The sequence below is a fragment of the Streptomyces sp. NPDC039465 genome (genome assembly GCF_055639315.1).
Genome location: NZ_JBVKAP010000004.1, coordinates 217,725 through 243,253 on the forward strand (window position 1 = coordinate 217,725; position 25,529 = coordinate 243,253).

At 69.5% G+C, this 25,529-nt stretch carries 23 protein-coding genes and 2 tRNA genes; 14 read left to right on the forward strand and 11 right to left on the reverse strand.

What is annotated here, in order from left to right:
* Nucleotides 1-248 precede the first annotated feature (248 nt).
* The 8 genes from ACZ7LT_RS15435 to rpmH all read right to left on the reverse strand — a co-directional run bounded on the left by ACZ7LT_RS15435 (nt 249) and on the right by rpmH (nt 6,117).
* A complete protein-coding gene (locus ACZ7LT_RS15435) occupies nt 249-1,352 on the reverse strand; it encodes a ParB/RepB/Spo0J family partition protein (RefSeq protein WP_471236541.1) in 1,104 nt (367 codons plus the stop codon).
* The gene (locus ACZ7LT_RS15440; RefSeq protein WP_471236542.1) at nt 1,349-2,425 is read right to left on the reverse strand and encodes a ParA family protein; all 1,077 of its coding nucleotides are present in this window, start codon (nt 2,423-2,425) and stop codon (nt 1,349-1,351) included. Before ACZ7LT_RS15440 ends, ACZ7LT_RS15435 begins: the two co-directional genes overlap by 4 nt.
* Nucleotides 2,426-2,659: 234 nt before the next feature.
* Nucleotides 2,660-3,376 (reverse strand): 16S rRNA (guanine(527)-N(7))-methyltransferase RsmG, encoded by a 717-nt coding sequence (gene rsmG / locus ACZ7LT_RS15445; RefSeq protein ID WP_471236543.1) that lies wholly within the window; start codon nt 3,374-3,376, stop codon nt 2,660-2,662.
* A gap of 98 nt (nt 3,377-3,474) precedes the next feature.
* Nucleotides 3,475-3,984, reverse strand: coding sequence for a Jag family protein (locus tag ACZ7LT_RS15450; protein WP_471236544.1), 510 nt, complete (start codon nt 3,982-3,984; stop codon nt 3,475-3,477).
* Between the two features lie 13 nt (nt 3,985-3,997).
* Nucleotides 3,998-5,263 carry a membrane protein insertase YidC gene (gene yidC, locus ACZ7LT_RS15455; protein ID WP_471236545.1) on the reverse strand — a complete coding sequence of 422 codons (1,266 nt, stop codon included), beginning with the start codon at nt 5,261-5,263 and terminating at the stop codon, nt 3,998-4,000.
* A gap of 3 nt (nt 5,264-5,266) precedes the next feature.
* Nucleotides 5,267-5,593 (reverse strand): membrane protein insertion efficiency factor YidD, encoded by a 327-nt coding sequence (gene yidD / locus ACZ7LT_RS15460; RefSeq protein WP_471236546.1) that lies wholly within the window; start codon nt 5,591-5,593, stop codon nt 5,267-5,269.
* Nucleotides 5,590-5,961: a ribonuclease P protein component gene (gene rnpA, locus ACZ7LT_RS15465; protein ID WP_078513347.1), complete on the reverse strand. Its 372-nt coding sequence runs from the start codon at nt 5,959-5,961 to the stop codon at nt 5,590-5,592. Before rnpA ends, yidD begins: the two co-directional genes overlap by 4 nt.
* Before the next feature lie 18 nt (nt 5,962-5,979).
* A complete protein-coding gene (rpmH, locus tag ACZ7LT_RS15470; protein ID WP_015659252.1) occupies nt 5,980-6,117 on the reverse strand; it encodes a 50S ribosomal protein L34 in 138 nt (45 codons plus the stop codon).
* A 371-nt stretch (nt 6,118-6,488) separates the two neighbouring features.
* Here rpmH and dnaA point away from each other — a divergent pair, with 371 nt between their 5' ends.
* From dnaA to ACZ7LT_RS15530, 12 genes are all read left to right on the forward strand, one after another.
* Nucleotides 6,489-8,267 carry a chromosomal replication initiator protein DnaA gene (gene dnaA / locus ACZ7LT_RS15475; RefSeq protein WP_471236547.1) on the forward strand — a complete coding sequence of 593 codons (1,779 nt, stop codon included), beginning with the start codon at nt 6,489-6,491 and terminating at the stop codon, nt 8,265-8,267.
* A gap of 905 nt (nt 8,268-9,172) precedes the next feature.
* The gene (gene dnaN / locus ACZ7LT_RS15480; RefSeq protein ID WP_019887851.1) at nt 9,173-10,303 is read left to right on the forward strand and encodes a DNA polymerase III subunit beta; all 1,131 of its coding nucleotides are present in this window, start codon (nt 9,173-9,175) and stop codon (nt 10,301-10,303) included.
* 132 nt (nt 10,304-10,435) lie between these two features.
* Nucleotides 10,436-11,314, forward strand: coding sequence for a phosphogluconate dehydrogenase (NAD(+)-dependent, decarboxylating) (gene gnd, locus ACZ7LT_RS15485; RefSeq protein ID WP_471236548.1), 879 nt, complete (start codon nt 10,436-10,438; stop codon nt 11,312-11,314).
* Nucleotides 11,315-11,370: 56 nt separating this feature from the next.
* Entirely contained in the window at nt 11,371-12,492 is a 1,122-nt protein-coding gene (gene recF, locus ACZ7LT_RS15490) for a DNA replication/repair protein RecF (RefSeq protein WP_471236549.1), read from the forward strand.
* Nucleotides 12,489-13,088, forward strand: coding sequence for a DciA family protein (locus ACZ7LT_RS15495; RefSeq protein ID WP_471236550.1), 600 nt, complete (start codon nt 12,489-12,491; stop codon nt 13,086-13,088). The genes recF and ACZ7LT_RS15495 overlap by 4 nt, the downstream gene beginning before the upstream one ends.
* A 342-nt stretch (nt 13,089-13,430) precedes the next feature.
* Nucleotides 13,431-15,479, forward strand: a complete 2,049-nt coding sequence (gyrB, locus tag ACZ7LT_RS15500) for a DNA topoisomerase (ATP-hydrolyzing) subunit B (RefSeq protein ID WP_471236551.1) — start codon at nt 13,431-13,433, stop codon at nt 15,477-15,479.
* Between the two features lie 41 nt (nt 15,480-15,520).
* Nucleotides 15,521-18,112 carry a DNA gyrase subunit A gene (gene gyrA, locus ACZ7LT_RS15505; protein ID WP_471236552.1) on the forward strand — a complete coding sequence of 864 codons (2,592 nt, stop codon included), beginning with the start codon at nt 15,521-15,523 and terminating at the stop codon, nt 18,110-18,112.
* A 96-nt stretch (nt 18,113-18,208) separates the two neighbouring features.
* Nucleotides 18,209-18,763 carry a DUF3566 domain-containing protein gene (locus ACZ7LT_RS15510; RefSeq protein WP_471236553.1) on the forward strand — a complete coding sequence of 185 codons (555 nt, stop codon included), beginning with the start codon at nt 18,209-18,211 and terminating at the stop codon, nt 18,761-18,763.
* 87 nt (nt 18,764-18,850) lie between these two features.
* Nucleotides 18,851-18,924: transfer RNA gene (locus ACZ7LT_RS15515), tRNA-Ile, on the forward strand.
* Between the two features lie 168 nt (nt 18,925-19,092).
* On the forward strand, nt 19,093-19,227 hold the full coding sequence (locus ACZ7LT_RS15520; RefSeq protein WP_003958712.1) for a DLW-39 family protein: 135 nt from the start codon (nt 19,093-19,095) through the stop codon (nt 19,225-19,227).
* Between the two features lie 126 nt (nt 19,228-19,353).
* Nucleotides 19,354-19,821 carry a hypothetical protein gene (locus ACZ7LT_RS15525; protein ID WP_471236554.1) on the forward strand — a complete coding sequence of 156 codons (468 nt, stop codon included), beginning with the start codon at nt 19,354-19,356 and terminating at the stop codon, nt 19,819-19,821.
* Entirely contained in the window at nt 19,818-21,158 is a 1,341-nt protein-coding gene (locus ACZ7LT_RS15530; protein WP_471236555.1) for a hypothetical protein, read from the forward strand. The genes ACZ7LT_RS15525 and ACZ7LT_RS15530 overlap by 4 nt, the downstream gene beginning before the upstream one ends.
* A 33-nt stretch (nt 21,159-21,191) precedes the next feature.
* Here the strand turns inward: ACZ7LT_RS15530 and ACZ7LT_RS15535 are convergent, their stop codons facing one another.
* Nucleotides 21,192-22,535, reverse strand: coding sequence for a serine/threonine-protein kinase (locus ACZ7LT_RS15535; RefSeq protein ID WP_471236556.1), 1,344 nt, complete (start codon nt 22,533-22,535; stop codon nt 21,192-21,194).
* Between the two features lie 43 nt (nt 22,536-22,578).
* Nucleotides 22,579-23,127 (reverse strand): helix-turn-helix domain-containing protein, encoded by a 549-nt coding sequence (locus ACZ7LT_RS15540; protein ID WP_471236557.1) that lies wholly within the window; start codon nt 23,125-23,127, stop codon nt 22,579-22,581.
* 129 nt (nt 23,128-23,256) lie between these two features.
* On the opposite strand from ACZ7LT_RS15540, the gene ACZ7LT_RS15545 reads away from it, so the two are divergent.
* A tRNA-Ala gene (locus tag ACZ7LT_RS15545) sits at nt 23,257-23,329 on the forward strand.
* Nucleotides 23,330-23,456: 127 nt separating this feature from the next.
* Entirely contained in the window at nt 23,457-24,362 is a 906-nt protein-coding gene (locus ACZ7LT_RS15550; protein ID WP_471236558.1) for an endonuclease/exonuclease/phosphatase family protein, read from the forward strand.
* A gap of 33 nt (nt 24,363-24,395) precedes the next feature.
* Here the strand turns inward: ACZ7LT_RS15550 and ACZ7LT_RS15555 are convergent, their stop codons facing one another.
* A complete protein-coding gene (locus ACZ7LT_RS15555) occupies nt 24,396-25,436 on the reverse strand; it encodes an MBL fold metallo-hydrolase (protein ID WP_471236559.1) in 1,041 nt (346 codons plus the stop codon).
* Between the last annotated feature and the right edge of the window lie 93 nt (nt 25,437-25,529).

Below are 25,529 nucleotides of genomic sequence, written 5' to 3' on the forward strand. Positions count from 1 at the left end.
GCGCGCTCCGCTCCTGGATCAGACTGCCGATGAATCCACCGACCGCTCCCAGTCCCAGGGCTGCTGTCACCATGTGGCTGCGGCTCACCTCTCGCATGCCCGCGCCTTCCTCTGAGATGGCTGACGGATGCGCCTACCTCAACGCATCGTATCCAGCGGGCGACGACCCGCATACCGTACGAGAGCAAAGGGCGGGCCGTGTTCCGGTAACGACCGGACACGACCCGCCCTCAGCTCATACGAACGGCTCAGCGCTCGCCGTCCTCCTCCGTGTTCTGCTCGGAGAGCCCCTGCTCCAGGACCCGGCCCTCACCGGGCGCCAGGGTGCCGAGAATCCTCTCCAGATCCTCCATCGAGGCGAACTCGACGACGATCTTTCCCTTCTTCTGCCCGAGATCGACCTTCACCCGGGTCTCGAAACGGTCCGAGAGCCGTGAGGCGAGATCGTTCAGGGCGGGGGAGACACGGGCACCGGCCCGCGGGCCCTTCGGCTTCGTCGCCACGGTGGGCTCGGAGCCCATCAGCGTCACGATCTCCTCGACGGCCCGCACCGAGAGCCCCTCGGCCACGATCCGGTACGCCAGCTTGTCCTGCGCCTCCGGGTCCTCGACCGCGAGCAGCGCACGGGCGTGACCGGCGGACAGCACACCGGCCGCCACCCGACGCTGCACCGGCGGCGACAGACGCAGCAGACGCAGGGTGTTGGAGACCTGCGGGCGCGAACGCCCGATCCGGTCCGCCAGCTGGTCGTGGGTGCAGTTGAAGTCCTTGAGCAGCTGGTCGTAGGCCGCGGCTTCCTCCAGCGGGTTCAGCTGAGCTCGGTGCAGGTTCTCCAGGAGCGCGTCCAGGAGGAGCTTCTCGTCCTCGGTGGCGCGGACGATCGCCGGAATCCGCTCCAGACCGGCCTCGCGGCAGGCCCGCCAGCGACGCTCACCCATGATGAGCTCGTAGCGCTCGGGAGCGAGCTGTCGTACGACCACGGGCTGGAGCAGGCCGACCTCCTTGATGGAGGTGACCAGCTCGGCCAGCGCGTCCTCGTCGAAGACCTCACGGGGCTGGCGCGGGTTGGGGGTGATGAAGTCCAGCGGCAGCTCAGCAAAGTGCGCTCCCGCCGGGCTCTCCTCCGGGACCGGCTCCGGCTCCGGCGGCGTCATGACCGCCGCATCCGGCGACTGCGGGCTCTGCGGAAGGGTCGCGACCTTGGCCGCGGCGACACCCCGCTCCGCCGTCAGGGCCGGAAGGGAACCTGGAGAGGTGGAGCCCACTCCGACCGCGGCCGCCGGGCGCTCCTGGGGAGCGGCGGGGATCAGGGCACCGAGCCCACGCCCCAGCCCTCTACGTCGCTCGCTCACTGGATCCCCTCCGACATGCTTCGCTGGTTGTTCTGGCTGCCCACATGGGCGTGCTGCGGGTCGTAGTGCACTCCGACTCCACGCAGCGCGATCTCCCGGGCCGCTTCGAGATACGACAACGAGCCACTGGAACCCGGGTCGTAGGTGAGCACGGTCTGCCCGTAGCTCGGTGCTTCCGAGATCCGGACGGATCGGGGAATGCTGGTCCGCAGCACCTCGTCACCGAAGTGGCTGCGCACCTCGTCCGCCACCTGGGAAGCGAGCCGGGTGCGGCCGTCGTACATGGTGAGCAGGATCGTGGACACATGGAGCCCCGGGTTGAGGTGCCCACGGACCAGGTCGACGTTCCGCAGGAGCTGGCCGAGACCCTCCAGCGCGTAGTACTCGCACTGGATCGGGATCAGCACCTCCGCGCCGGCCACGAGAGCGTTCACGGTCAGCAGACCGAGGGACGGCGGGCAGTCGATGAGGATGTAGTCGAGCGGCTGCTCATAGGCCTGGATGGCCCGCTGCAGCCGGCTCTCCCGGGCCACCAGCGACACCAGCTCGATCTCAGCACCGGCGAGATCGATGGTGGCCGGGGCACAGAAGAGGCCCTCGACGTCCGGGACAGGCTGGACGACCTCGGCGAGCGGCTTGCTCTCCACCAGGACGTCGTAGATCGAGGGGACCTCGGCGTGATGGTCGATCCCCAGAGCCGTGGAGGCGTTTCCCTGCGGGTCGAGGTCGATCACCAGAACCCGGGCACCGTGCAGGGCCAGCGAGGCGGCGAGGTTGACCGTGGTGGTCGTCTTCCCCACGCCGCCCTTCTGGTTGGCAACCACCATCACTCGCGTCTGCGCAGGCCGGGGAAGCCCCTCGCCGGCACGGCCCAGCGCCTCTACAGCCAGTTGGGCAGCACGACCAATGGGGGTGTCATCCATCGGAGGCGGTGTTTCACGTGAAACATCCTCCCCCGCCGATTCGGTGCGGGGACCGGGGACCGGGTCGGCCATCGGTCCCGCGATGTTGGCGTTGGACCGCAAGGATTCACTCTCCTCGACTTCAAGCTCTCGATGGGGAGAGACTGCCATGCTTTCGGGGTCGTGAACCAGCGAGGCCCGTGGATCTGTGGATGAATCCACCTCTGTGGACAACTCCGTGACCCTCGCGAGTGGTTTGATTCCGCGCGGCGTGGCAGCCGCACGGCCGCGGCTGATGATTCCCTGCAGCAGTGAGCGACGTTTCACGTGAAACACGATGCCCCTGGCGCAGTGTCACCCGCTCACGACACTCCGAAATGCGTACGTATGAGGATCAACCAGGCGTCAACGGCGGCGACGCGTGCGGCTCGGTCGAGCGGCCTTGGCGCGCTTCGCGGCGAACCGGACACCACCGGGGCTCTCGCCGACCTCCACCCGCACCACCGTCGACAACGGGTCCACGATGCCCTCGCCGACGTGCAGCACTGAGGCGTCCACCACACCGAGCTTGCTCAGTGCGGCCCGCGCCCCGTTGATCTCCTCCTCGGCGGTGTCGCCCTTGAGCGCCAGCATCTCGCCGTACGGGCGCAGCAGCGGAACACCCCAGCCGGCCAGCCGGTCCAGCGGAGCCACCGCCCGCGCCGTCACCACATGGACCGGAGGCAGTGTGCCGAGGACCTCTTCGGCCCGGCCCCGCACCACCGTCACATGGTCGAGCCCAAGCAGCTCCACGACCTCCTGGAGGAAGTTCGTCCTGCGCAGCAGCGGCTCAAGCAGCGTGATCTTCAGATCCGGCCGGACGAGCGCCAGCGGAATGCCGGGCAGACCCGCTCCCGAGCCGACGTCGCAGACCGTGACGCCCTCCGGTACGACCTCGGAGAGCACCGCACAGTTCAGCAGATGCCGCTCCCACAACCGCGGAACCTCACGCGGGCCGATCAGGCCGCGCTTGACTCCGGCATCCGCGAGGAGCTCCGCGTACCGGACAGCCTCCGGAAAGAACTCACCGAATACCGTCCGCGCCTGTTCGGGCGCCTGGGGGAGCTCCGCTTCCTCCGTCACGGGAACCGTCCTTCCGTACCGCACTGGGGTGGCTGAGTATCAGGCTGACAAAGATCGGCCCCGCCTGCGAACAGACGGGGCCGACAGTACAAGAAGGGTCAGGCGGGGAGTACGACGACGAAGCGCTGCGGCTCCTCGCCCTCCGACTCACTGCGCAGACCCGCGGCCGCGACCGCGTCGTGCACGACCTTGCGCTCGAACGGCGTCATCGGGGCCAGCCTCACCGGCTCACCGGACTTCTTGACGTCGTCCGCGGCCTGGGCGCCGAGCTCGGCCAGCTCGGCACGCTTCTTGGCCCGGAAGCCCGCGATGTCCAGCATCAGCCGGCTGCGGTCCCCGGTCTCCCGGTGCACGGCCAGGCGCGTCAGCTCCTGGAGCGCCTCCAGGACCTCGCCGTCCCGCCCGACCAGCTTCTGCAGGTCACGGCCGGCCGCGTCGCTGACGATCGAGACCGCAGCCCGGTCCGCCTCGACGTCCATGTCGATGTCGCCGTCGAGATCGGCGATGTCGAGGAGACCCTCGAGGTAGTCGGCCGCGATCTCCCCCTCCTGCTCCAGGCGGGTCAGGGTGTCGCCACCCTCGGCGGCGGAGGTGGTGCCTTCCGTCACGGATGGACTCCTTCTACTTCTTGGACGACTGGTGCTTGGACCGCTGCTGGCCCTTGCGCTGTCCGGACTTGGCTTGGCGTGCGGCGCCGGAGGGCGACTTGCCCGTCGGCTTCGGCTTGGCGTCCTGCGGCGCGTCCTTCTCCAGCGAGGTCTTGGGCTCCTCCGAGGAACCCTCGTCGCCCTTGGCCGCGCCCTGCTGGGCAGCGGCGGACTGGCGCTGAGCCTTGGTCTGACGCTTGGGCTGCTGGCGGCGGGCGCCTCCCGCGGCTTCGGCCTCGGCCGTGGCGACGGTGCTCTTCTCGACGGTGCCGTTGGCCTGGGCGGCGAAGCCGGCCTTGGCGAGCCCGGCGATGAAGCGGCGCTCGTTGTCGTTGCGGTCGCTGCCCTTGGCCACGATCGCCTGGACGACATTGCGACGGCGGCGGCCGCGGACCTCACCGTGGGAGGTGACGCTCTTCAGCAGACGGTCCAGGTAGTGGCCCTGCGCCTTGCTGCCCGGGGTCGGGTTCTGGTTGATCACGTACATCTGCTGGCCCATGGTCCACACGTTCGTGGTCAGCCAGTAGACGAGGACACCGACGGGGAAGTTGATGCCCATCACGGCGAAGATGACCGGGAAGATGTACATGAGCATCTTCTGCTGCTGCATGTACGGCGTCTTCACCGACAGGTCGACGTTCTTCATCATCAGCTGGCGCTGGGTGAAGAACTGCGACGCCGACATCAGGATGATCATGACGGCGGTGACGATGCGGACATCTGTCAGGGAGGCGTTGAGCGCCTCGACCTTCTCCGGGCTGTCCATGAACTTCGCCGCGATCGGAGCGCCGAAGATGTGAGCCTCACGGGCGCTGTCCACCAGGCTCTGGTTGAGGACGCCGATCTGCTCACCCGAGGCGATCTTGCTCAGTACGTGGTACAGGGCGAAGAAGAACGGGGACTGCGCCAGGATGGGAAGGCACGAGGAGAGCGGGTTGGTACCCGTCTCCTTGTACAGCTTCATCATCTCTTCGGACTGGCGCTGCTTGTCGCTCTTGTAGCGCTCCTGGATCGCCTTCATCTTCGGCTGGAGCGCCTGCATGTTCCGGGTCGACTTGATCTGCTTCACGAAAAGCGGGATCAGACAGATCCGGATCAGCACCACCAGGGACACGATGGACAGACCCCAGGCCCACCCGGTGTCCGGGCCGAAGATCGCCCCGTACAGCTTGTGGAACTGGACGATGATCCAGGAAACGGGTGTGGTGATAAAGCTGAACAGACTGGCAATCGTGTCCACTAATCAGGCTCCTTGAGCATGGGGCGGGGTCTCTGCGGCCGGGCTCGTCTCGGCTGAGTGCCCGCCCTTGCCACCGCGCAGTGCGTTGCGCAGCGGTTCGTGCCAACGAGGGCGCTTACGTGGTGGCACGTGGTCGACCCCACCGGGCGACCACGGGTTGCACCGCAGGATGCGCCAGGCGGTGAGGGCGGTGCCCTTCACCGCACCGTGCCGGTCGATGGCCGTGAATCCGTAGTGGGAGCACGACGGGTAATACCGGCAGACAGGCCCCAGGAGCGGGCTGATCGTCCACTGGTACAGCTTGATCAGCGCCAGCAACGGGTACTTCATCGCGCGCCCCCTCCCAGCAGCCGCTGGAGGGCGGCGTCCAGGTCTCGGGCCAGCTGTGTGTGGTCGGCGTCGCCCGCTCCGGGCAGCGCCCGTACGACAACCAGGCTACCGGGGGGCAGCTCTGGCAGCCGGTCGCGCACCAGGTGGCGCAGTCTTCGCTTGACCTGGTTACGGACGACCGCACCGCCTACTGCCTTGCTCACGACGAAACCCGCACGCGTCGGGGGAGCGCTCTCCCCAGGCGCGTGCGGGTCTGTGGCACCGCTGCGTAGATGGACGACGAGTAGAGGGCGGCCGGCCCTGCGTCCTCGGCGTACCGCGGTTGCGAAGTCCTCGCGCCGCCTCAGCCGATTCTCGGTAGGCAGCACGTCACAACCTGAACGCGATTAGGCGGACAGGCTCGCGCGACCCTTGGCACGGCGGTTCGCCAGGATGGCGCGGCCGGCACGGGTACGCATGCGCAGGCGGAAGCCGTGGGTCTTCGCGCGACGACGGTTGTTCGGCTGGAAGGTGCGCTTGCTCACTCGGGGGCTCCAGAAATGATTCGTGTGGTGGCGGGACATCGCCTGGCTGTCACCGTGCGCCCACGAGTAGCTCGCAATACGCCCGAGTGCACCGCTTCACGATCATTGATCATGATCTTTGCCCATCGGAGGCAGGCGGCAGCAGCCATCGACAACTCGACCTGGTTACGGTACGCGCGGCTACGCCATCCGGTCAAACCGGCCGCCCAGGGGGCCACACTGTGCACAGGCTGTGGACAACAACTTGAACCACGTCAGTCGCCCCGACTACCGTGACTGAACTCCGAATCTTTTCCTTTGTGGCGTTACCTGCCCTAACCGACCCGTCCCGAGAACCACACCTTCGTGGGACCTGCGAGAGAGCGTGCCCTGTGGCTGACGTACCTGCTGATCTTGCCGCAGTGTGGCCACGCGTGCTGGAGCAGCTGCTCGGCGAGGGCCAGCAAGGCATCGAGCCCAAGGACAAACAGTGGATCGAGCGCTGCCAACCGCTCGCACTGGTGGCCGACACCGCGCTCCTGGCCGTCCCCAACGAATGGGGCAAGCGCGTCCTGGAGGGCCGGCTGGCCCCGCTGATCAGCGAGACCCTCAGCCGCGAGTGCGGCCGCCCGATCCGGATCGCGATCACCGTCGACGACTCGGTCGGCGAGCCGCCCGCCGCTCCGGCGCCCCCGGTCCAGCAGCAGCCGCGCTACGACGAGCGGCCGCAGCAGGACTCGTACGACACCTACGGCCACCGGCCGCTGCCCGACGACGGGCTGCCGACCGTGCGCCCCGCCTACCCGGACTACCAGCAGCAGCGCCCCGACTCCGGGGCCTGGCCGCGCACCACGGAGGACATCTCCTGGCAGCAGCAGCGGCTGGGCGGCTTCCAGGAGCGGGACCCGTACGCGGGCCCGCGTACGCAGCAGCCGCAACACGACTACCGGGGCCCGGGTCCGCAGTCCTCCGACCGGTCGCCGTACGAACCGCAGCGCCCGGAGCGGGCCGAGCTCCCTGACTCCCAGCCCTCCCGCCACGGAGGTCACGGCGGCCCCGGCGGTCACACGGGCGGCCCTGGCGGCGGTCCGGGCACGCTCGGCGGGCAGTCGGCCAAGGCGCCCGGCCCCGGTGAGCCGCACGCCCGGCTGAACCCCAAGTACCTCTTCGACACCTTCGTCATCGGGTCGTCGAACCGGTTCGCCCACGCGGCCGCGGTCGCGGTGGCCGAGGCGCCGGCGAAGGCGTACAACCCCCTCTTCATCTATGGGGAGTCGGGTCTCGGGAAGACCCATCTGCTGCACGCGATCGGGCACTACGCGCGCAGCCTCTACCCCGGCACGCGGGTGCGGTACGTGAGCTCCGAGGAGTTCACCAACGAGTTCATCAACTCGATCCGCGACGGCAAGGGCGACACCTTCCGCAAGCGCTACCGCGATGTGGACATCCTGTTGGTCGACGACATCCAGTTCCTCGCGAGCAAGGAGTCGACGCAGGAGGAGTTCTTCCACACCTTCAACACGCTCCACAACGCCAACAAGCAGATCGTGCTCTCCTCGGACCGGCCGCCCAAGCAGCTGGTGACCCTGGAGGACCGGCTGCGCAACCGCTTCGAGTGGGGCCTGACCACCGATGTGCAGCCGCCCGAGCTGGAGACGCGTATCGCGATCCTGCGCAAGAAGGCGGTGCAGGAGCAGCTCAACGCTCCGCCGGAGGTGCTGGAGTTCATCGCCTCGCGCATCTCGCGGAACATCCGCGAGCTGGAGGGCGCCCTCATCCGGGTGACGGCCTTCGCGAGCCTCAACCGCCAGCCGGTGGACCTCGGGCTCACCGAGATCGTGCTCAAGGATCTGATCCCGGGTGGTGAGGACGCCGCCCCGGAGATCACGGCGAGCGCCATCATGGCCGCCACCGCCGACTACTTCGGGCTGACGGTCGAGGACCTGTGCGGATCGTCGCGCAGCCGGGTGCTGGTGACGGCGCGCCAGATCGCGATGTACCTCTGTCGGGAGCTCACCGATCTGTCGCTGCCGAAGATCGGTGCGCAGTTCGGCGGCCGGGACCATACGACCGTCATGCACGCGGACCGCAAGATCCGCGCGCTGATGGCCGAGCGCCGCTCCATCTACAACCAGGTCACCGAGCTGACCAACCGCATCAAGAACGGCTGAGCAAGGCCACCGCACCCCTCGAAGGGCGTCCAGGGACACCATCCCCGGGCGCCCTTCGTCGTTGCGCACGCCTCCTCGGAAGCGCCTCGGAAGCGCCTCGGAAGCGCCTGGGAACCGCCGTGGAGCCCCCGCGGAACCGCCGTGGAGCCCCCGCTCAAGCCGTCGGCACAGCTGTCCGCACCTCAGAGTGTTCGAATACATCGAGGCCGAGGCGGGTTCTCCACAGACGGGGGGATGATCTTCCATCCACAGCCTGGGGACTCCCGAGTTGTCCAGACAGCGTCCACAGGACCATCTGGGGAGACTTGATCATCCCAGGTCAGAGGGGTGTGGATTTGTGGCAAAGCATGCTCCACACCCTGTGGACACAGGATTCGTCCACAGGGTGTGATCTCAGTTGTCCACGGGCGGCCCACAGGCGGCAGCCCGTTGCCCACAGCTTCTCCACACCGCTGTCCACTGTTCGGCAAGGAAACACCCGGCTTCACCGTGACGAGTGAAAGCGGTCACACCAAGGGAGACGGTTGGGCTGTGGGGAACCTGGGTAAAGCTGGGGACGGCGCTGGGGAGAAACCCCAGTGGCCTGTGCATCGGGTGTGCAGAACTTTCCGGTGTCCACAGAAGCACCCGGTTGTCCACCGGCTCCGCCCACAGGCGCGGTGGACAAAAAAATGGGTCTGACCTGCGTGGATGGCGTTATCCACGGTTTCCACAGGCCCTACTACTACTCCCACTTAGAGTTACCGGGGAATTCGCTTCGAAGAGGGGGCTGTGCACAACTTGGGCCCGGAGCCTCTGGTGCCTCTCGTCGCGACTTGACCCCGAGCCGCACCGACTGTCGGCGGCGTACGTCAGACTGGTTCCGCCAGTCGACGAAGAGCCAGCAACAGCAGGAGGCGGTTCCGGTGAAGATCCGGGTGGAGCGCGATGTACTCGCGGAGGCGGTGGCCTGGGTGGCCCGGAGCCTCCCGGCCCGTCCGCCGGCGCCCGTACTCGCGGGCCTTCTCCTGAAGGCCGAGGACGGCGCCCTCAGCTTCTCGAGCTTCGACTACGAGGTCTCGGCGCGGGTCTCCGTGGAGGCCGAGGTCGAGGAGGACGGCACGGTCCTGGTCTCCGGCCGCCTCCTCGCCGACATCTGCCGCGCCCTCCCCAACCGCCCGGTGGAGATTTCCACAGACGGTGTACGGGCGACCGTGGTCTGCGGCTCCTCCCGCTTCACCCTCCACACCCTGCCTGTGGAGGAGTACCCGGCGCTGCCCCAGATGCCGACCGCGACCGGCACCGTTCCCGGCGAGGTCTTCGCCTCCGCCGCCCAGCAGGTCGCCATCGCCGCGGGCCGCGACGACACGCTGCCCGTCCTCACCGGTGTGCGGATCGAGATCGAGGGCGACACCGTCACCCTCGCCTCCACCGACCGCTACCGCTTCGCGGTCCGTGAGTTCCTGTGGAAGCCGGAGTCCCCGGACGCCTCGGCCGTCGCCCTGGTGCCCGCGAAGACCCTCCTGGACACCGCCAAGGCGCTGACCAGCGGCGACACCGTCACTCTGGCGCTCTCCGGCTCCGGTGCGGGCGAGGGTCTGATCGGTTTCGAGGGCGCGGGCCGGCGGACCACCACCCGCCTGCTCGAAGGCGACCTGCCGAAGTACCGCACGCTCTTCCCCACCGAGTTCAACTCGGTCGCGGTGATCGAGACCGCCCCGTTCGTCGAGGCCGTCAAGCGCGTGGCTCTCGTCGCCGAGCGGAACACCCCGGTGCGTCTCAGCTTCGAGCAGGGCGTCCTCATCCTGGAGGCCGGCTCCAGCGACGACGCACAGGCTGTGGAGCGGGTCGACGCGCAGCTGGAGGGCGACGACATCTCGATCGCCTTCAACCCGACCTTCCTGCTCGACGGCCTGAGCGCCATCGACTCCCCGGTCGCCCAGCTCTCCTTCACCACCTCCACCAAGCCGGCGCTGCTCAGCGGCAAGCCGGCCGTGGACGCCGAGGCGGACGACGCGTACAAGTACCTGATCATGCCGGTGCGGCTCAGCGGCTGACGCCTGCTGTGCCTGCCGTGGGACCGCTCAGCGGCTCGCCGACTGAGCGCCCGACCCCACAGGTGTGCACCCGCGTCCGGGCGTAGGCTCGGACGCGGGTACGAACCGCACACGACGCTTAAGGAATCTCTGATGGAGCTCGGTCTCGTCGGTCTCGGCAAGATGGGCGGCAACATGCGCGAGCGCATCCGCCGCGCAGGCCACACCGTCATCGGATACGACCGCAACCCGGACCTCGCCGATGTCCACAGCCTCGAAGAGCTTGTGGGCAAGCTCAAGGGTCCGCGCGTCGTGTGGGTGATGGTCCCGGCCGGTGCCGCCACCCAGTCGACCATCGACGAGCTGGCGGACCTGCTCTCCCCCGGCGACATCGTCGTGGACGGCGGGAACTCCCGCTGGACGGACGACGAGAAGCACGCCGAGGAGCTCGCCGCCAAGGGCATCGGCTTCGTCGACTGCGGCGTCTCCGGCGGTGTGTGGGGCCTGGAGAACGGCTACGCGCTCATGTACGGCGGCGACGCCGAGCACGTCGCCCGCGTCCAGCCGATCTTCGACGCGCTCAAGCCCGAGGGCGAGTTCGGCTCCGTGCACGCCGGCAAGGTCGGCGCCGGGCACTTCGCGAAGATGGTCCACAACGGCATCGAGTACGCGATGATGCAGGCCTACGCCGAGGGCTGGGAGCTGCTGGAGAAGGTCGACTCCGTCACCGACGTGCGCGAGGTCTTCCGCTCCTGGCAGGAGGGCACGGTCATCCGCTCCTGGCTGCTCGACCTGGCGGTCAACGCCCTCGACGAGGACGAGCACCTGGACCAGCTGCGCGGCTACGCCCAGGACTCCGGCGAGGGCCGGTGGACGGTGGAGGCCGCCATCGACAACGCGGTGCCGCTGCCGGCGATCACCGCGTCGCTCTTCGCGCGGTTCGCCTCCCGTCAGGACGACTCCCCGCAGATGAAGATGATCGCCGCGCTGCGCAACCAGTTCGGCGGCCACGCGGTCGAGTCCAAGAAGTAATCCACAGGCTGTGCACCCCGCGGTGCACAGCAGCCGGGGGAAGGTCGGCGCACACCATGCATGTCACGCATCTGTCGCTGGCCGACTTCCGCTCCTACGCCCGGGTCGAGGTCCCGCTCGATCCGGGCGTCACCGCCTTCGTGGGCGCGAACGGCCAGGGCAAGACCAATCTCGTCGAGGCCGTCGGCTATCTCGCCACCCTCGGCAGCCACCGGGTCTCCTCGGACGCGCCCCTGGTGCGGATGGGCGCCGAGCGGGCCGTCATCCGGGCGGCCGTCACCCAGGGCGAGCGCTCCCAGCTGGTCGAGCTCGAGCTCAACCCAGGACGCGCCAACCGGGCCCGCATCAACAGGTCGTCGCAGGTCAGGCCACGTGATGTGCTGGGGATCGTACAGACCGTGCTGTTCGCCCCCGAGGATCTCGCCCTCGTCAAGGGCGACCCGGGCGAGCGCCGCCGCTTCCTCGACGAGCTGATCACGGCGCGGGCGCCGCGTATGGCCGGCGTGCGCTCCGACTACGACCGCGTCCTGAAGCAGCGCAACACCCTGCTCAAGTCCGCCGCCATGGCCCGGCGGCACGGCGGCCGGACGATGGACCTGTCCACCCTCGACGTGTGGGACCAGCATCTGGCCCGGGTCGGGGCGGAGCTGCTGGCCCAGCGGCTGGACCTGGTCGCGACCCTGCAGCCGCTGGCGGACAAGGCGTACGAGCAGCTCGCCCCGGGTGGCGGACCGATTCTGCTGGAGTACCGGCCGTCCGCCCCCGGCGCCGGCCACACCCGTGAGGAGCTGTACGAACAGCTCATCGCGGCGCTCGCCGAGGCGCGCAAGCAGGAGATCGAGCGCGGAGTGACGCTGGTGGGACCGCACCGCGATGAGCTGCTGCTGAAGCTGGGCGACATGCCGGCGAAGGGGTACGCGAGCCACGGCGAGTCCTGGTCGTACGCGCTGGCGCTGCGGCTCGCCTCGTACGACCTGCTGGGCGCGGAGGGCAACGAGCCCGTCCTCGTCCTCGACGACGTCTTCGCCGAGCTGGACGCGCGCCGCCGGGAAAGGCTGGCCGAGCTGGTGGCCCCGGGCGAGCAGGTGCTCGTCACGGCGGCGGTCGACGACGACGTACCCGGTGTGCTGGCCGGGGCGCGGTACGCGGTGGCGGGCGGGACGGTGGAGCGGGTATGAGCGACGAGCACTCCCCGCTGGCCCCCGGCTCCCCCCCGGCCTCGGGCTCCTCGCTAGCCCCCATGTCCCCCGGGGCACCCGGGACCGCCGAGACCTCCGGCGTGGACCTCGCGCGCGTGGCGCTGCGCGCGGCCAAGGAGCAGGCCAAGGCGCGCGGCGCCGCGGCGCAGCAGAAGAAGCAGGCCAAGCGCGGCGGCGGGCTCAGGTCCGGGGCGCGCGCGGACGGCCGGGACCCGATGGAGCTCGGCGCCGCGATCAACCGGCTGATCACCGAGCGCGGCTGGGAGACGCCCGCCGCGGTGGGCGGCGTGATGGGCCGCTGGCCGCAGATCGTCGGTGAGGATCTCGCCAAGCACTGCGTGCCCCTGAAGTACGACGAGGAGCCGGACGAGCGGGTCCTCACCGTCCAGTGCGACTCCACGGCCTGGGCGACCCAGCTGCGCCTGCTGGCGCCCCGGCTGGTGGCCCGGCTCAACGAGGACCTCGGACAGGGGACGGTCCGGATGATCAAGGTGCTCGGCCCCGGCGGGCCGCGGCGGGGCTACGGGCCGCTGCGCGCACCCGGAAGCGTCGGCCCCGGCGACACCTACGGCTGAGCCGGCCCCTCCCCGCGCACCTCCTCACTCCTGCCCCACGAGGGCCGCCGATCCGGCTGATTACCCGGCATCCGGGTCGTCGTACCACCCGCCCCTCCCACCTCGGCATCGGTTGCCCACAACAGGTAACGGCCCGAAGCTCTAGGTGGCCGTCAGAGCCTCTTGGAGCCCCTCCCCGGATATGGGGAGTCGTCTCGCTCCCGCTCAGGGCGCCACATGCGGACTCAGGTACCGGCAAACCCCCATTCGTGTCGGCGCTACCGGTAGACTGGTCGGTAAACCCGCCACCCCGCGGAACAAGTCGAACGACGCAGCCGCTCCCGTATGCCCGGAGAACGGCCTGTGCTGTGCCAGAAAGGGCGCTTCGTGGCCGATTCCGGCAACCCCAACGAGATCACTCCGTCCGCCAACGCTGCGTCGTACGACGCCAGCGCGATCACTGTCCTCGAGGGTCTGGACGCGGTCCGCAAGCGACCCGGCATGTACATCGGCTCGACCGGTGAACGGGGACTGCACCACATGGTGCAGGAGGTCGTCGACAACTCCGTCGACGAGGCCTTGGCCGGCCACGCGGACACCATCGACGTGACGATCCTGGCCGACGGCGGCGTGCGCGTCGTCGACAACGGGCGTGGTATCCCCGTCGGCATCGTCCCCTCCGAGGGCAAGCCGGCCGTCGAGGTCGTGCTGACGGTCCTCCACGCGGGCGGCAAGTTCGGCGGCGGCGGCTACGCGGTCTCCGGCGGTCTGCACGGCGTCGGCGTCTCCGTCGTCAACGCCCTCTCCACCAAGGTCTCGGTGGAGATCAAGACCGACGGCCACCGCTGGACGCAGGACTACAAGCTGGGTGCCCCGACCGCGCCCCTCGCCCAGCACGAGGAGACCGACGAGACCGGCACCTCGGTCACGTTCTGGGCCGACCCGGACATCTTCGAGACGACCGAGTACTCCTTCGAGACGCTCTCGCGCCGCTTCCAGGAGATGGCCTTCCTCAACAAGGGCCTGACGATCACGCTCACCGACGAGCGCGCGTCCGCGAAGGCCACGGTCGGCGCCGACGACCCCGACGCCGAGGCGGCGGAGGAGCAGCCGGCGAGGACGGTGAAGTACCACTACGAAGGCGGCATCGTCGACTTCGTGAAGTACCTGAACTCGCGCAAGGGTGAGCTGATCCACCCGACCGTCATCGACGTCGAGGCCGAGGACAAGGAGCGCATGCTCTCGGTCGAGATCGCGATGCAGTGGAACTCGCAGTACAGCGAGGGTGTGTACTCCTTCGCCAACACGATCCACACGCACGAGGGCGGTACCCACGAGGAGGGCTTCCGCGCCGCGCTGACGGGCCTGGTCAACCGCTACGCCCGCGACAAGAAGCTGCTGCGCGAGAAGGACGACAACCTCACCGGTGAGGACATCCGCGAGGGTCTGACGGCGATCATCTCCGTCAAGCTCGGCGAGCCGCAGTTCGAGGGCCAGACCAAGACCAAGCTGGGCAACACGGAGGCGAAGACCTTCGTGCAGAAGGTCGTGCACGAGCACCTCAACGACTGGTTCGACCGCAACCCGAACGAGGCCGCGGACATCGTCCGCAAGGGCATCACGGCCGCCACCGCGCGCGTGGCCGCGCGCAAGGCCCGTGACCTCACCCGCCGCAAGGGCCTGCTGGAGTCGGCGTCCCTGCCGGGCAAGCTCTCCGACTGCCAGTCGAACGACCCCACCAAGTGCGAGATCTTCATCGTCGAGGGTGACTCCGCCGGCGGCTCGGCCAAGTCCGGCCGTAACCCGATGTACCAGGCCATCCTGCCGATCCGCGGCAAGATCCTGAACGTCGAGAAGGCCCGGGTCGACAAGATCCTGCAGAACACCGAGGTCCAGGCGCTGATCTCGGCCTTCGGCACCGGAGTCCACGAGGACTTCGACATCGAGAAGCTCCGCTATCACAAGATCATCCTGATGGCGGACGCCGACGTCGACGGCCAGCACATCAACACCCTGCTGCTGACCTTCCTCTTCCGCTTCATGCGGCCGCTGGTCGAGGCCGGGCACGTCTTCCTCTCCCGTCCGCCGCTCTACAAGATCAAGTGGGGTCGCGACGACTTCGAGTACGCGTACTCGGACCGGGAGCGCGACGCCCTCGTCGAGCTCGGCAAGCAGAACGGCAAGCGGATCCGGGAAGACTCGATCCAGCGCTTCAAGGGTCTCGGTGAGATGAACGCCGAGGAGCTGCGCATCACGACCATGGACGTCGAGCACCGGGTGCTCGGCCAGGTCACCCTGGACGACGCGGCGCAGGCCGACGACCTGTTCTCGGTGCTGATGGGTGAGGACGTCGAGGCGCGGCGCTCGTTCATCCAGCGCAACGCCAAGGACGTTCGCTTCCTCGACATCTGAGTCGGTCTCAGCTGACCGTACGAAAGGACTGACGACCAGCAATGGCCGACGAGAACACCCCCGCCACCACCACCGAAGAAGAGGAGCAGCAGCTGCGGATCGAGCCCGTCGGGCTCGAGACGGAGATGCAGCGCTCCTACCTCGACTACGCGATGTCCGTCATCGTGTCGCGTGCGCTGCCGGACGTACGGGACGGTCTCAAGCCCGTCCACCGCCGTGTGTTGTACGCCATGTACGACGGCGGCTACCGGCCCGAGAAGGGCTTCTACAAGTGCGCCCGTGTCGTCGGTGACGTCATGGGTACGTACCACCCCCACGGCGACTCCTCGATCTACGACGCGCTGGTCCGGCTGGCCCAGCCGTGGTCGATGCGGATGCCGCTCGTCGACTCCAACGGCAACTTCGGTTCCCCGGGCAACGACCCGGCCGCCGCCATGCGGTACACCGAGTGCAAGATGATGCCGCAGTCGATGGAGATGCTCCGGGACATCGACGAGGAGACCGTCGACTTCCAGGACAACTACGACGGCCGCAACCAGGAGCCGACGGTCCTGCCGGCCCGCTTCCCGAACCTGCTGGTCAACGGCAGCGCCGGTATCGCGGTCGGCATGGCGACCAACATCCCGCCGCACAACCTCCGCGAGGTCGCGGCCGGCGCCCAGTGGGCCCTGGAGCACCCCGAGGCCACCCACGAGGAGCTCCTCGACGCGCTCATCGAGCGGATCAAGGGCCCGGACTTCCCGACCGGCGCGCTGGTCGTGGGCCGCAAGGGCATCGAGGAGGCGTACCGCACGGGCCGTGGCTCCATCACGATGCGCGCGGTCGTCGAGGTCGAGGAGATCCAGAACCGCCAGTGCCTGGTGGTCACGGAGCTTCCTTACCAGACCAACCCGGACAACCTCGCGCAGAAGATCGCCGACCTCGTCAAGGACGGCAAGATCGGCGGCATCGCCGACGTCCGCGACGAGACGTCCTCCCGTACGGGCCAGCGCCTGGTCATCGTGCTCAAGCGGGACGCGGTCGCCAAGGTCGTCCTCAACAACCTCTACAAGCACACCGACCTCCAGACGAACTTCGGCGCCAACATGCTGGCGCTCGTCGACGGTGTGCCGCGCACGCTCTCCCTGGACGCGTTCATCCGCCACTGGGTGACGCACCAGATCGAGGTCATCGTCCGGCGCACCCGCTTCCGGCTGCGCAAGGCCGAGGAGCGCGCCCACATCCTGCGCGGCCTGCTCAAGGCGCTCGACGCGATCGACGAGGTCATCGCGCTCATCCGGCGCAGCGACACGGTCGAGGTCGCGCGCGAGGGCCTGATGGGCCTCCTGGAGATCGACGAGATCCAGGCCAACGCCATCCTCGAGATGCAGCTGCGCCGGCTGGCCGCCCTGGAGCGCCAGAAGATCGTGGCCGAGCACGACGAGCTCCAGTCGAAGATCAACGAGTACAACGCGATCCTGGCCTCGCCGGAGAAGCAGCGCGGCATCGTCAGCGACGAGCTGGCGCTGATCGTCGAGAAGTTCGGCGACGACCGCCGCTCCAAGCTGGTGCCCTTCGACGGTGACATGTCCATCGAGGACCTCATCGCCGAGGAGGACATCGTCGTCACCATCACGCGTGGCGGCTATGTGAAGCGCACCAAGACCGAGGACTACCGCTCGCAGAAGCGCGGCGGCAAGGGTGTGCGCGGTACGAAGCTGAAGCAGGACGACATCGTCGACCACTTCTTCGTCTCCACCACGCACCACTGGCTGCTCTTCTTCACCAACAAGGGCCGGGTCTACCGCGCGAAGGCCTACGAGCTGCCGGACGCCGGCCGGGACGCCCGTGGCCAGCACGTGGCCAACCTGCTGGCCTTCCAGCCGGACGAGCAGATCGCCGAGATCCTGGCGATCCGCGACTACGAGGCCGCGCCGTACCTGGTGCTCGCCACCAAGGGCGGTCTGGTCAAGAAGACCGCGCTGAAGGACTACGACTCGCCGCGTTCGGGTGGTGTCATCGCGATCAACCTCCGGGAGACCGAGGACGGCAGCGACGACGAGCTGATCGGCGCTGAGCTGGTGTCGGCGGAGGACGATCTGCTGCTCATCAGTAAGAAGGCGCAGTCGATCCGCTTCACCGCGACGGACGATGCCCTTCGCCCGATGGGACGCGCCACGTCCGGCGTGAAGGGGATGAGTTTCCGCGAGGGCGACCAGCTCCTGTCGATGAATGTCGTCCGGCCGGGTACGTTCGTCTTCACCGCCACCGACGGCGGGTACGCCAAGCGCACCCCCGTCGACGAGTACCGCGTCCAGGGTCGCGGTGGTCTGGGTATCAAGGCCGCCAAGATCGTCGAGGACCGTGGCTCGCTCGTGGGTGCGCTGGTGGTCGAGGAGACCGACGAGATCCTCGCCATCACGCTCTCCGGTGGTGTGATTCGTACGCGAGTCAACGAAGTCAGGGAGACCGGACGTGACACCATGGGCGTCCAGCTGATCAACCTGGGCAAGCGCGATGCCGTCGTCGGTATCGCCCGCAACGCCGAGGCCGGTGCCGAAGCCGAAGAGGTCGACGGAGCCGAGGAAGCCGAAGGTGTCGAGACCGAGGCCGTCGAGGGCGCCCAGCCCTCGGTCGGGGAGCACGAGGAGTAAATCGTGAGTGGAGCCACGGGCGCCGGATCGGCCGCTGCTGGAGCTGCTGGAGCGAAAGGTGCCCGTGGCCCCGCCACGGACTCCCAGGGGGTTGGGGTGACAGACACTCGGGGGTCGAACCCCTCGTACGACACGTACGCGAACGGGCCGCTGCCCGGCGAGCGCGAGCCCGGCCAGCAGCAGGCCCAGCCGTACCACCCGCCGCAGGCGTACGACGGCCAGGGCGGCGCCGCCGCCTCGGCGGTGCGCCGGCCGCGCACGGGTGCGAAGACCACGCCGCGCACACGCAAGGCGCGACTGCGGGTGGCCAAGGCCGACCCGTGGTCGGTGATGAAGGTCAGCTTTCTGCTCTCCATCGCGCTGGGCATCTGCACGGTCGTGGCGGCGGCGGTGCTGTGGATGGTCATGGACGCCATGGGCGTCTTCTCCACGGTCGGCGGCACGATCAGCGAGGCCACCGGCTCCAACGAGAGCAACGGCTTCGATCTGCAGTCGTTCCTGTCGCTGCCGCGGGTGCTCATGTTCACCTCGGTGATCGCGGTCATCGATGTGGTCCTCGCCACCGCGCTGGCCACGCTCGGAGCCTTCATCTACAACCTCTCGGCCGGTTTCGTGGGCGGTGTGGAGCTCACGCTCGCCGAGGACGAGTGAGGCCGCGGACGACCGATTTTGGGACTGGCCCCGACGTGCGCTAATCTTCAGAGGTCAGCGCGCGGGACACACACCGCAGAGCGCGGCGGGGCTATAGCTCAGTTGGTTAGAGCGCATCCCTGATAAGGATGAGGCCACAGGTTCAAATCCTGTTAGCCCCACAGACATGATCGGCCCGGACGGAATTCTCCGTCCGGGCCGATCGCTTTTGGGTGCGGTGCGGCGTACGGGCGGTAGTTGACCCCCCGGTAGGTCACCAATCGATATCGGTCGGTGTGTATAGTCGGGCGCCAGAAGTCCCCTACGTCAAGGAAAGACGAGGTCGCGCGGTGAAGAAGCTCCTCCTGGTCGCACTGGCCGCCATCGGCGGGCTCCTCGTGTACCGCCAGATCCAGGCGGATCGCGCCGAGCAGGATCTGTGGACGGAGGCGACCGACTCCGTGCCCGCAGGTTCCGGTGTGTAACACCCATCAAGTCTGCTGACGAAGCCCCGGCCGCGCCTTGTGCGGGCCGGGGCTTCGCGCTGTGGGGGGACCGTGATACGAACCCCTTCGCCTCCGCAAATCATTAGCTTGCATAAGCAAAGTTGAGTGATCAGGGTCAGGGGGGCTGGACCGGGCGGGCCTCAAGGGCGCTGTCGCGGCCGTCCGGCCCCGAAGGGCACTCCCATCGGCCTGTCCCTCCAGAAGGCCGCCCAGGACCTGCCCAGGAGGCCGGACGGAGCCACCGGGACACGCACGATCCTGCTGATCTCCGACGGGGAGAAGCGGCGCGCGCCGCCGACATCGCGCAATCCACGGATCGGGGTCGTCCTGCGGGTCGCGGTGCTCGGCGACGAGCTGGCCGTGTCGCAGCACGACGTGGCCGCCGTGGCCAAGAAGCAGGACAAGCAGGGTGATTCGGCCGCGCGCGCAGACAGCGGTGGGACGGGCGGGGCAGGATGGACCGGCATCGCGGCCGCCGCGGTCACGGGCGGCGCGGTCGTCCTGGTCGCGGGAGCGGTGATCGCGTTGGTGCGGCGCAGGGCGGCGACGGAGACGACGAGGAGAAGCGCGTGAACAGGCAGCGCGGCAGGGGCCGGGGGACGGCCGCCGTGGCGAGGGTGTCCGCGGTGGTGTGCGCGGCGCTGTGCGCGGTGGTGCTGCCGGGGCAGGCCTGGGCGGCCGGCGAGGGTCCGTACGAGTTCGACGGCGAGGCGAAGGCCGTCAAGGGCGCCGTGTCCAACAGCGACGCGCAGAGCCTGGCGGCCGGATCGACCTACAAGGACACGATCGCGAAGGACGGCAAGCTCTACTACCGCGTCGACCTCGACGACCGCACCAACGCCTATGTGTCGGTCGTCGCCGTGCCCAGGCCCGGCGGCAAGGCAGAGTACGGGGACGGCATCGAGGTGAGCCTGGAGGACGGCTCCGGTACGGAGTGCAGCAGCGAGGACGCCCGCTTCGAGTCCGCCGGATACACCCGCCCCCTCGCCGCCTACGCCCATCGCACCATCGAGCCGGGCAAGAGCGACTGCCAGAAGCAGGGCGCCTATTACGTCCTGGTCGAGCGGACCAGCAAGTCCGCCTCCACGCCCGACGACTGGCAGCTGGAGATCCGGCACGTCTCCGAGCCCGCGCTGAAGACGGCGGGCCCCACCGACGCGCCGGACAGCTGGCCGTCCAGTTCACCCCCGCCGCCCGCGGGCGGCCCGCAGAAGCGGACCGGCGGCACCAGCTTCCACACCGCCACCGGCCTCTCCCAGGGCGAGTGGCGGGACGACATCAAGCCCGGCCAGACGCTGTTCTACCGGGTGCCGGTCGACTGGGGGCAGCAGATCTACGCCACCGCCTCCCTCGGCAGCAGCTCCGCGGGCGGCAAATACCTCGGCAACGCGCTGGCGCTCACGCTGACCAACCCGGCCCGCGGCCATGTCGACCAGAAGACGGCGTCGTACGACGGCAAGCCGAGCCAGATGTCGCTCGACCCGCAGCCGCCGGTCGCCTACGAGAATCGTTTCGACTCCTCCGACGAGGTCAGCGCGATGAGGTTCGCCGGCTGGTACTACCTCTCGGCCACGCTGAGCCCCGAACTCGCCCAGTCGTACGGCGACAAGCCCGTGCCGCTGACGCTGCGGATCAACGTCGACGGGAAGGCCAAGGCGCCGCCCGCGTACGACGGTCCCGCCGGGATCTTCAAGGTGACCGACGACGACCAGGAAGCCGCGGCGAGTGGGCAGAGCGGGCCCGGCGCGGCGCGCAGCGACTCCATGAAGCTGATCGCGGCGGCCGGGATCGGCGCGGGGACCGTGCTGGTGCTCGGCCTCGGCGGCTGGACGCTGATGGCCCGGCGGCGGGCCGGTGCCGCGGCGGCGCGGAGCGGGCCGCCGCAGTACGGACCGCCGGCCGGCTGGTAGCGGGCCTGGACCGCGGCCTCTCGGGCGGGGCCGTCAGGCCTGGGTCAGCGCCCAGATACCGACCGCGAAACAGACCAGCGCGACGAACAGCACCGGGATCGCCACCTTCGGGGGCGGTCCCGGTCGCTTTGCCACCGCCGGTGCGGGCGGCTGGGCGACCGGCGCAACTCCCGCCGCGGGGACGGGAACCTGAGAGCCGTGGGCGGTGTATTGACGAGTAGGAGCTTGTTGATACGGCACCGCGGCCGTCTGGGCCTGGAAGAAGTCCGGCGCGGCGGGGTGGGGGGAGGCCGAATGCGCGGGGATGTGGGCGACCGGGGCCGCTGGTTGCGTGGGGGGTGTGTGCTGCTGGTGGTGCTGTGGCTGCGGCTGCTGATGGGGCGGCGGAGGCAGATGGAAGCTGCCCGTCTCCGACGGCGAGGGCGGCGGCGTGGCGACGGCCGGGCCGGCCGCGGAGGGGGCGTCGGCCTGAGCGGCGGAGGCGGGCTTGGCCGCGGACTCGGGGCCGTTGGGGCCGAAGCCCGCCGGCAGCGGACCGATCTGGTCGAAGACCTCGACGGGCTCCTCGTCCCCGTCCGGCTCCGGCAGCATCTCGACCGCCGCTGTGAGCGCCTTGCGCGCCCCCGTGGCCGTACGGAACCGCGCCCCCGGGTCCGGCTGCAGCAGGCCCGCGAGGACCTGCCACAGCGGCTCCGGAATGCCCTGCGGCGCCCCGGGGGTGCCGTGCGCGGCGAAGTACTCGATCAGCGCCTGCGCGTCGGGCTTCTGCCCCTGGAGCAGATAGAGCGCCACCAGACCGACCGCGAACAGATCGGCCGGGAAGTCCGGCTCCGCACCCAGCATCTGCTCGGGCGCGAAGTAACCGGGCGTCCCCACCACATAGTTGGTCTCGGTGAGGCGCGGCTCGCCCTTGCGCATCGAGATGCCGAAGTCGGACAGCCGCAGATGCGGACGCCCGGTGCCGGTCGCCTCCAGCAGGATGTTCGCGGGCTTGATGTCGCGGTGCACGACCCCCTCCGCGTGCACCGCGGCAAGCCCGGACAGCAACTGGTCGAGCAGGGTGCAGACGAACCGGGGCGGCAGCGGGCCGTAGTCCCCGATGACGTGCGCCAGCGACCCGCCGCTCACCAGATCCATGGTGAACAGCACCTTGTCGTCGTCCGCGGCCCAGCTGGCCGGGGCGAGCACATGCGGGTGGTCGATGCGCAGCGCCTGCTCGCGGACGAAACGGAGCAGTGTGTGCGCGTCGCTCTGCTGCAGAACCTTCGCCGCGACATAGCGACGGCGGCGGTGGTCCCAGGCACGCCAGACGGCGCCGACTCCACCACGTCCGATCGGGTCGATCAGCTCGTACCGACCAGCGAAGACCTCACCCATTGCGCTGCGCCCGCTCCCAGTTCCGTTCCGGTCCGGCGTGCTTTCAGTTCTGGTGCGACTCGTAGTGGGCGACGGCGTCCGCGGTGCGCCCGGCTCCGTACACCCGGAGGAACTCTGCCAGCTCAGGGTGGGTCGGAGCGAGGGTGTCCGCCGCGTCGATGATGTCCCCGGCCGCCGAGACCGAGCGCAGCAGCGACTGGATCTCCCGCACCACGCGGCGCACGGTCGGCGCACCGGAGCTGTTGGTGGTCTGGCTGGTGCCGGTCAGGACCGAGCCGCCCTGGGACTTCTTGATCACGTCCATGCGGTCGGTGGCCTCGGCGGCACTGACGCTGCCGTCGGCGACCTGCCCGGCCAGCTCCTGGAGGGCCTGGACCCGCTGGACCACGGCGGGGTTGCCGATCTTGGCCCGCTGACCGCTCATCAGCTGGGAGAGCATGGGCGCGGACAGTCCGAGCACAGCCGCGAGCCGGGCCTGATTCAGCCCGAGATCGTCGATCAGCCGACGGAAGAGCGCCCCCAACGGCTCCCCGTACCAACTGCGCTGTAGCTCTCTGGCTCTGGCGGTGGCTTCTTGCTGTGTGGCGTCCATCACGTCTCCCCATCCCTGCGGTTCGCCACTGCGAACCTCGACGAGCATCTTACGGAGCGTGGTCGTTCATCGGGAGTCCCAAACCTTTTGCGGGATACAGGGGGTGACCCGGTACTCTGGTCTCGTTCCGGGGCCTTAGCTCAGTTGGTAGAGCGCTGTCTTTGCATGGCAGATGTCAGGGGTTCGACTCCCCTAGGCTCCACAAGCAGGACCCCTCCGATCCGCGACGCGGTGGGAGGGGTCTTTTCGTATGCCTGGGGCCCAGGGGGAGCCACATGGACGGTTGTCGAGCGGGTCGGTGGGCAGGTGGGCGGGCGGGTGGCCGCGCGGTGGGGGTTCTTGCCGTGGTGGCGGGGCTCGTCGCCGGTCTGCTGGTCTTCCCCGCCGTCGTCCCCAACGCGGTCGGCCGGGCGGGCAGCCTGCTGGAAACGTTCCTGCCGTGGCTCGGGCTCGCCGTGCCCGTGCTGCTGGCCCTGGCGGTCCGGCTGCGCTCGGCCCTCGCCCTGGCGGCGGCACTCGTCCCGCTGGCGGCGTGGTGCGTGCTCTTCGCCGTACCGTCGCTCGCGCACACCGACCGGGCGTACGACCTGACCGCGGTCCAGCACAACGTCGACGACGCGAACCCCGATCCCTCCGGCACCGCCCGCACACTGCTGCGGGCCCGGCCCGACCTGATCGCCCTGGAGGAGCTGACCCCGGCCGCCCTGCCCGGTTACGCCCGGATCCTGGCGGCGGAGTATCCCCACCACGCGACCGCCGGCACCGTCGGGCTCTGGTCCCGCCACCCCCTCAGCGACGTACGGCCCCTCGACATCAAGCCCGAGGGCATCCCGGCAGACTGGCAGCGCGGACTGCGGGCCACCGCCCGTACCCCGCACGGCGAGGTCGCGGTCTACGTGGCGCATCTGCCGTCCGTACGGATCGGGGCGGGCGGGCTGCGCTCCGCCTGGCGGGACGAGAGCGCCGGCCTGCTGGGCGCGGTGCTCGACGCCGAGCCGCTGGAGCGGGTGATCCTCCTCGGCGATCTCAACGGGACCCTGGACGACCGCGGCCTCGGGCCGGTCACCGCGCAGCTGACCGGCCCCCGCTCCCGCTTCGCCTTCAGCTGGCCCGAGGCCTTCCCTCTGGCCCGTATCGATCACGTCCTGACCAGGTCGGCGACCGTCACGGACGTCTGGACGCTGCCCACCACCGGCAGCGACCACCTCCCCGTCGGGGCCCGCATCCGGCTCTGAGCCGCGCCCCGCCCGCCGGGGACGCGGGGTGGCTCAGCGCCGCGGCCGCATGTCGCCGCCGTACACCGTCCGGTAGTCCGGTACGACGACGGTGCTGCCCGGCGACTCCCGCCGTACCTGGGTGATGAGCCCGTCGAGGTCCATCGTCGGGTCGGGGACCACGGGCTTGCGCAGCGAGGTCTCGAAGTTGTCCCAGTGGACCGGAACGACCACCCGGGGGCGGCCCAGTGCCCGCATGAGACGGGGCACATAGCGGTGGGTCGCCGAACTGGAGGGGACGGCCACCATCGCCAGATCGGGCCGCAGCCCGTCCACCGCCCTCTCGGCGAAGTCGCTGGCGCCCATGAGGAACAGCGACGGCCCCTGCGGTCCCGCCGTCACCTGGAAGGCGAGCGTGTCGCCCTCGGGCAGGTCGGAGATGGTCTTCGGGGCGGTGGCCGGCGGGGCATGGAGGGTGCCGGGCGCGAAGTAGGCGTGCTTCTTGTTGCGGCTGTGCAGACTGGCGGCGACCTCGACGGTGAGACCACCGCCGAAGTCCAGCACCTCACCGCCCTTGACCACGGAGATCTGGGCGGGGTCCACACCGCAGGCGACCAGCAGATGGAAGGCGGTCTCGGTGCCGACGACCCGGGCGCCGGTGGTCTTGGCGAGGTACGGCACGTCGGCGATGTGGTCCCAGTGGCAGTGGCTGACCAGGATGAGTTCCGGGCGCCCGGCGAAGTCCCGTACCAGCGTCGGATCGGTCTCCGCGAGCTTCGTGGCGGGATCGAAGGCGTCCTCGAACAGCCCGGTCCGGAAGCGGGTCAGATACGGGTCGAACAGGACGGTCCGGCCGCCGGTGTCGATGCGCCAGCCGGTCGTGCCCAGCCAGCGCAGCGACACCGCGTCATGGACGAGAGGGCGGCGGGGGACCGCCTGCGCCGCGGTCGCGGTCGCGGCCGCCGGAAGGAGGGGCGCGGCCGCGCCCAGGGCGGCGCCCCGCAGCACCGCACGCCGGCCGAATGCGCCGCGGGAGCCGGAGTGCTCGGAGGAGCCGGAGGAGTGGGCGCGCTGTGCGTTCTTGTCGTCGCTCATGCCGCCACGAGATCAGGTGCCGTACGGGCCCGTCCAAGACCGCAAGGCCGGGGAAGCGATACCCGAACGGATATGAGCCCAGGTCGGACGGCC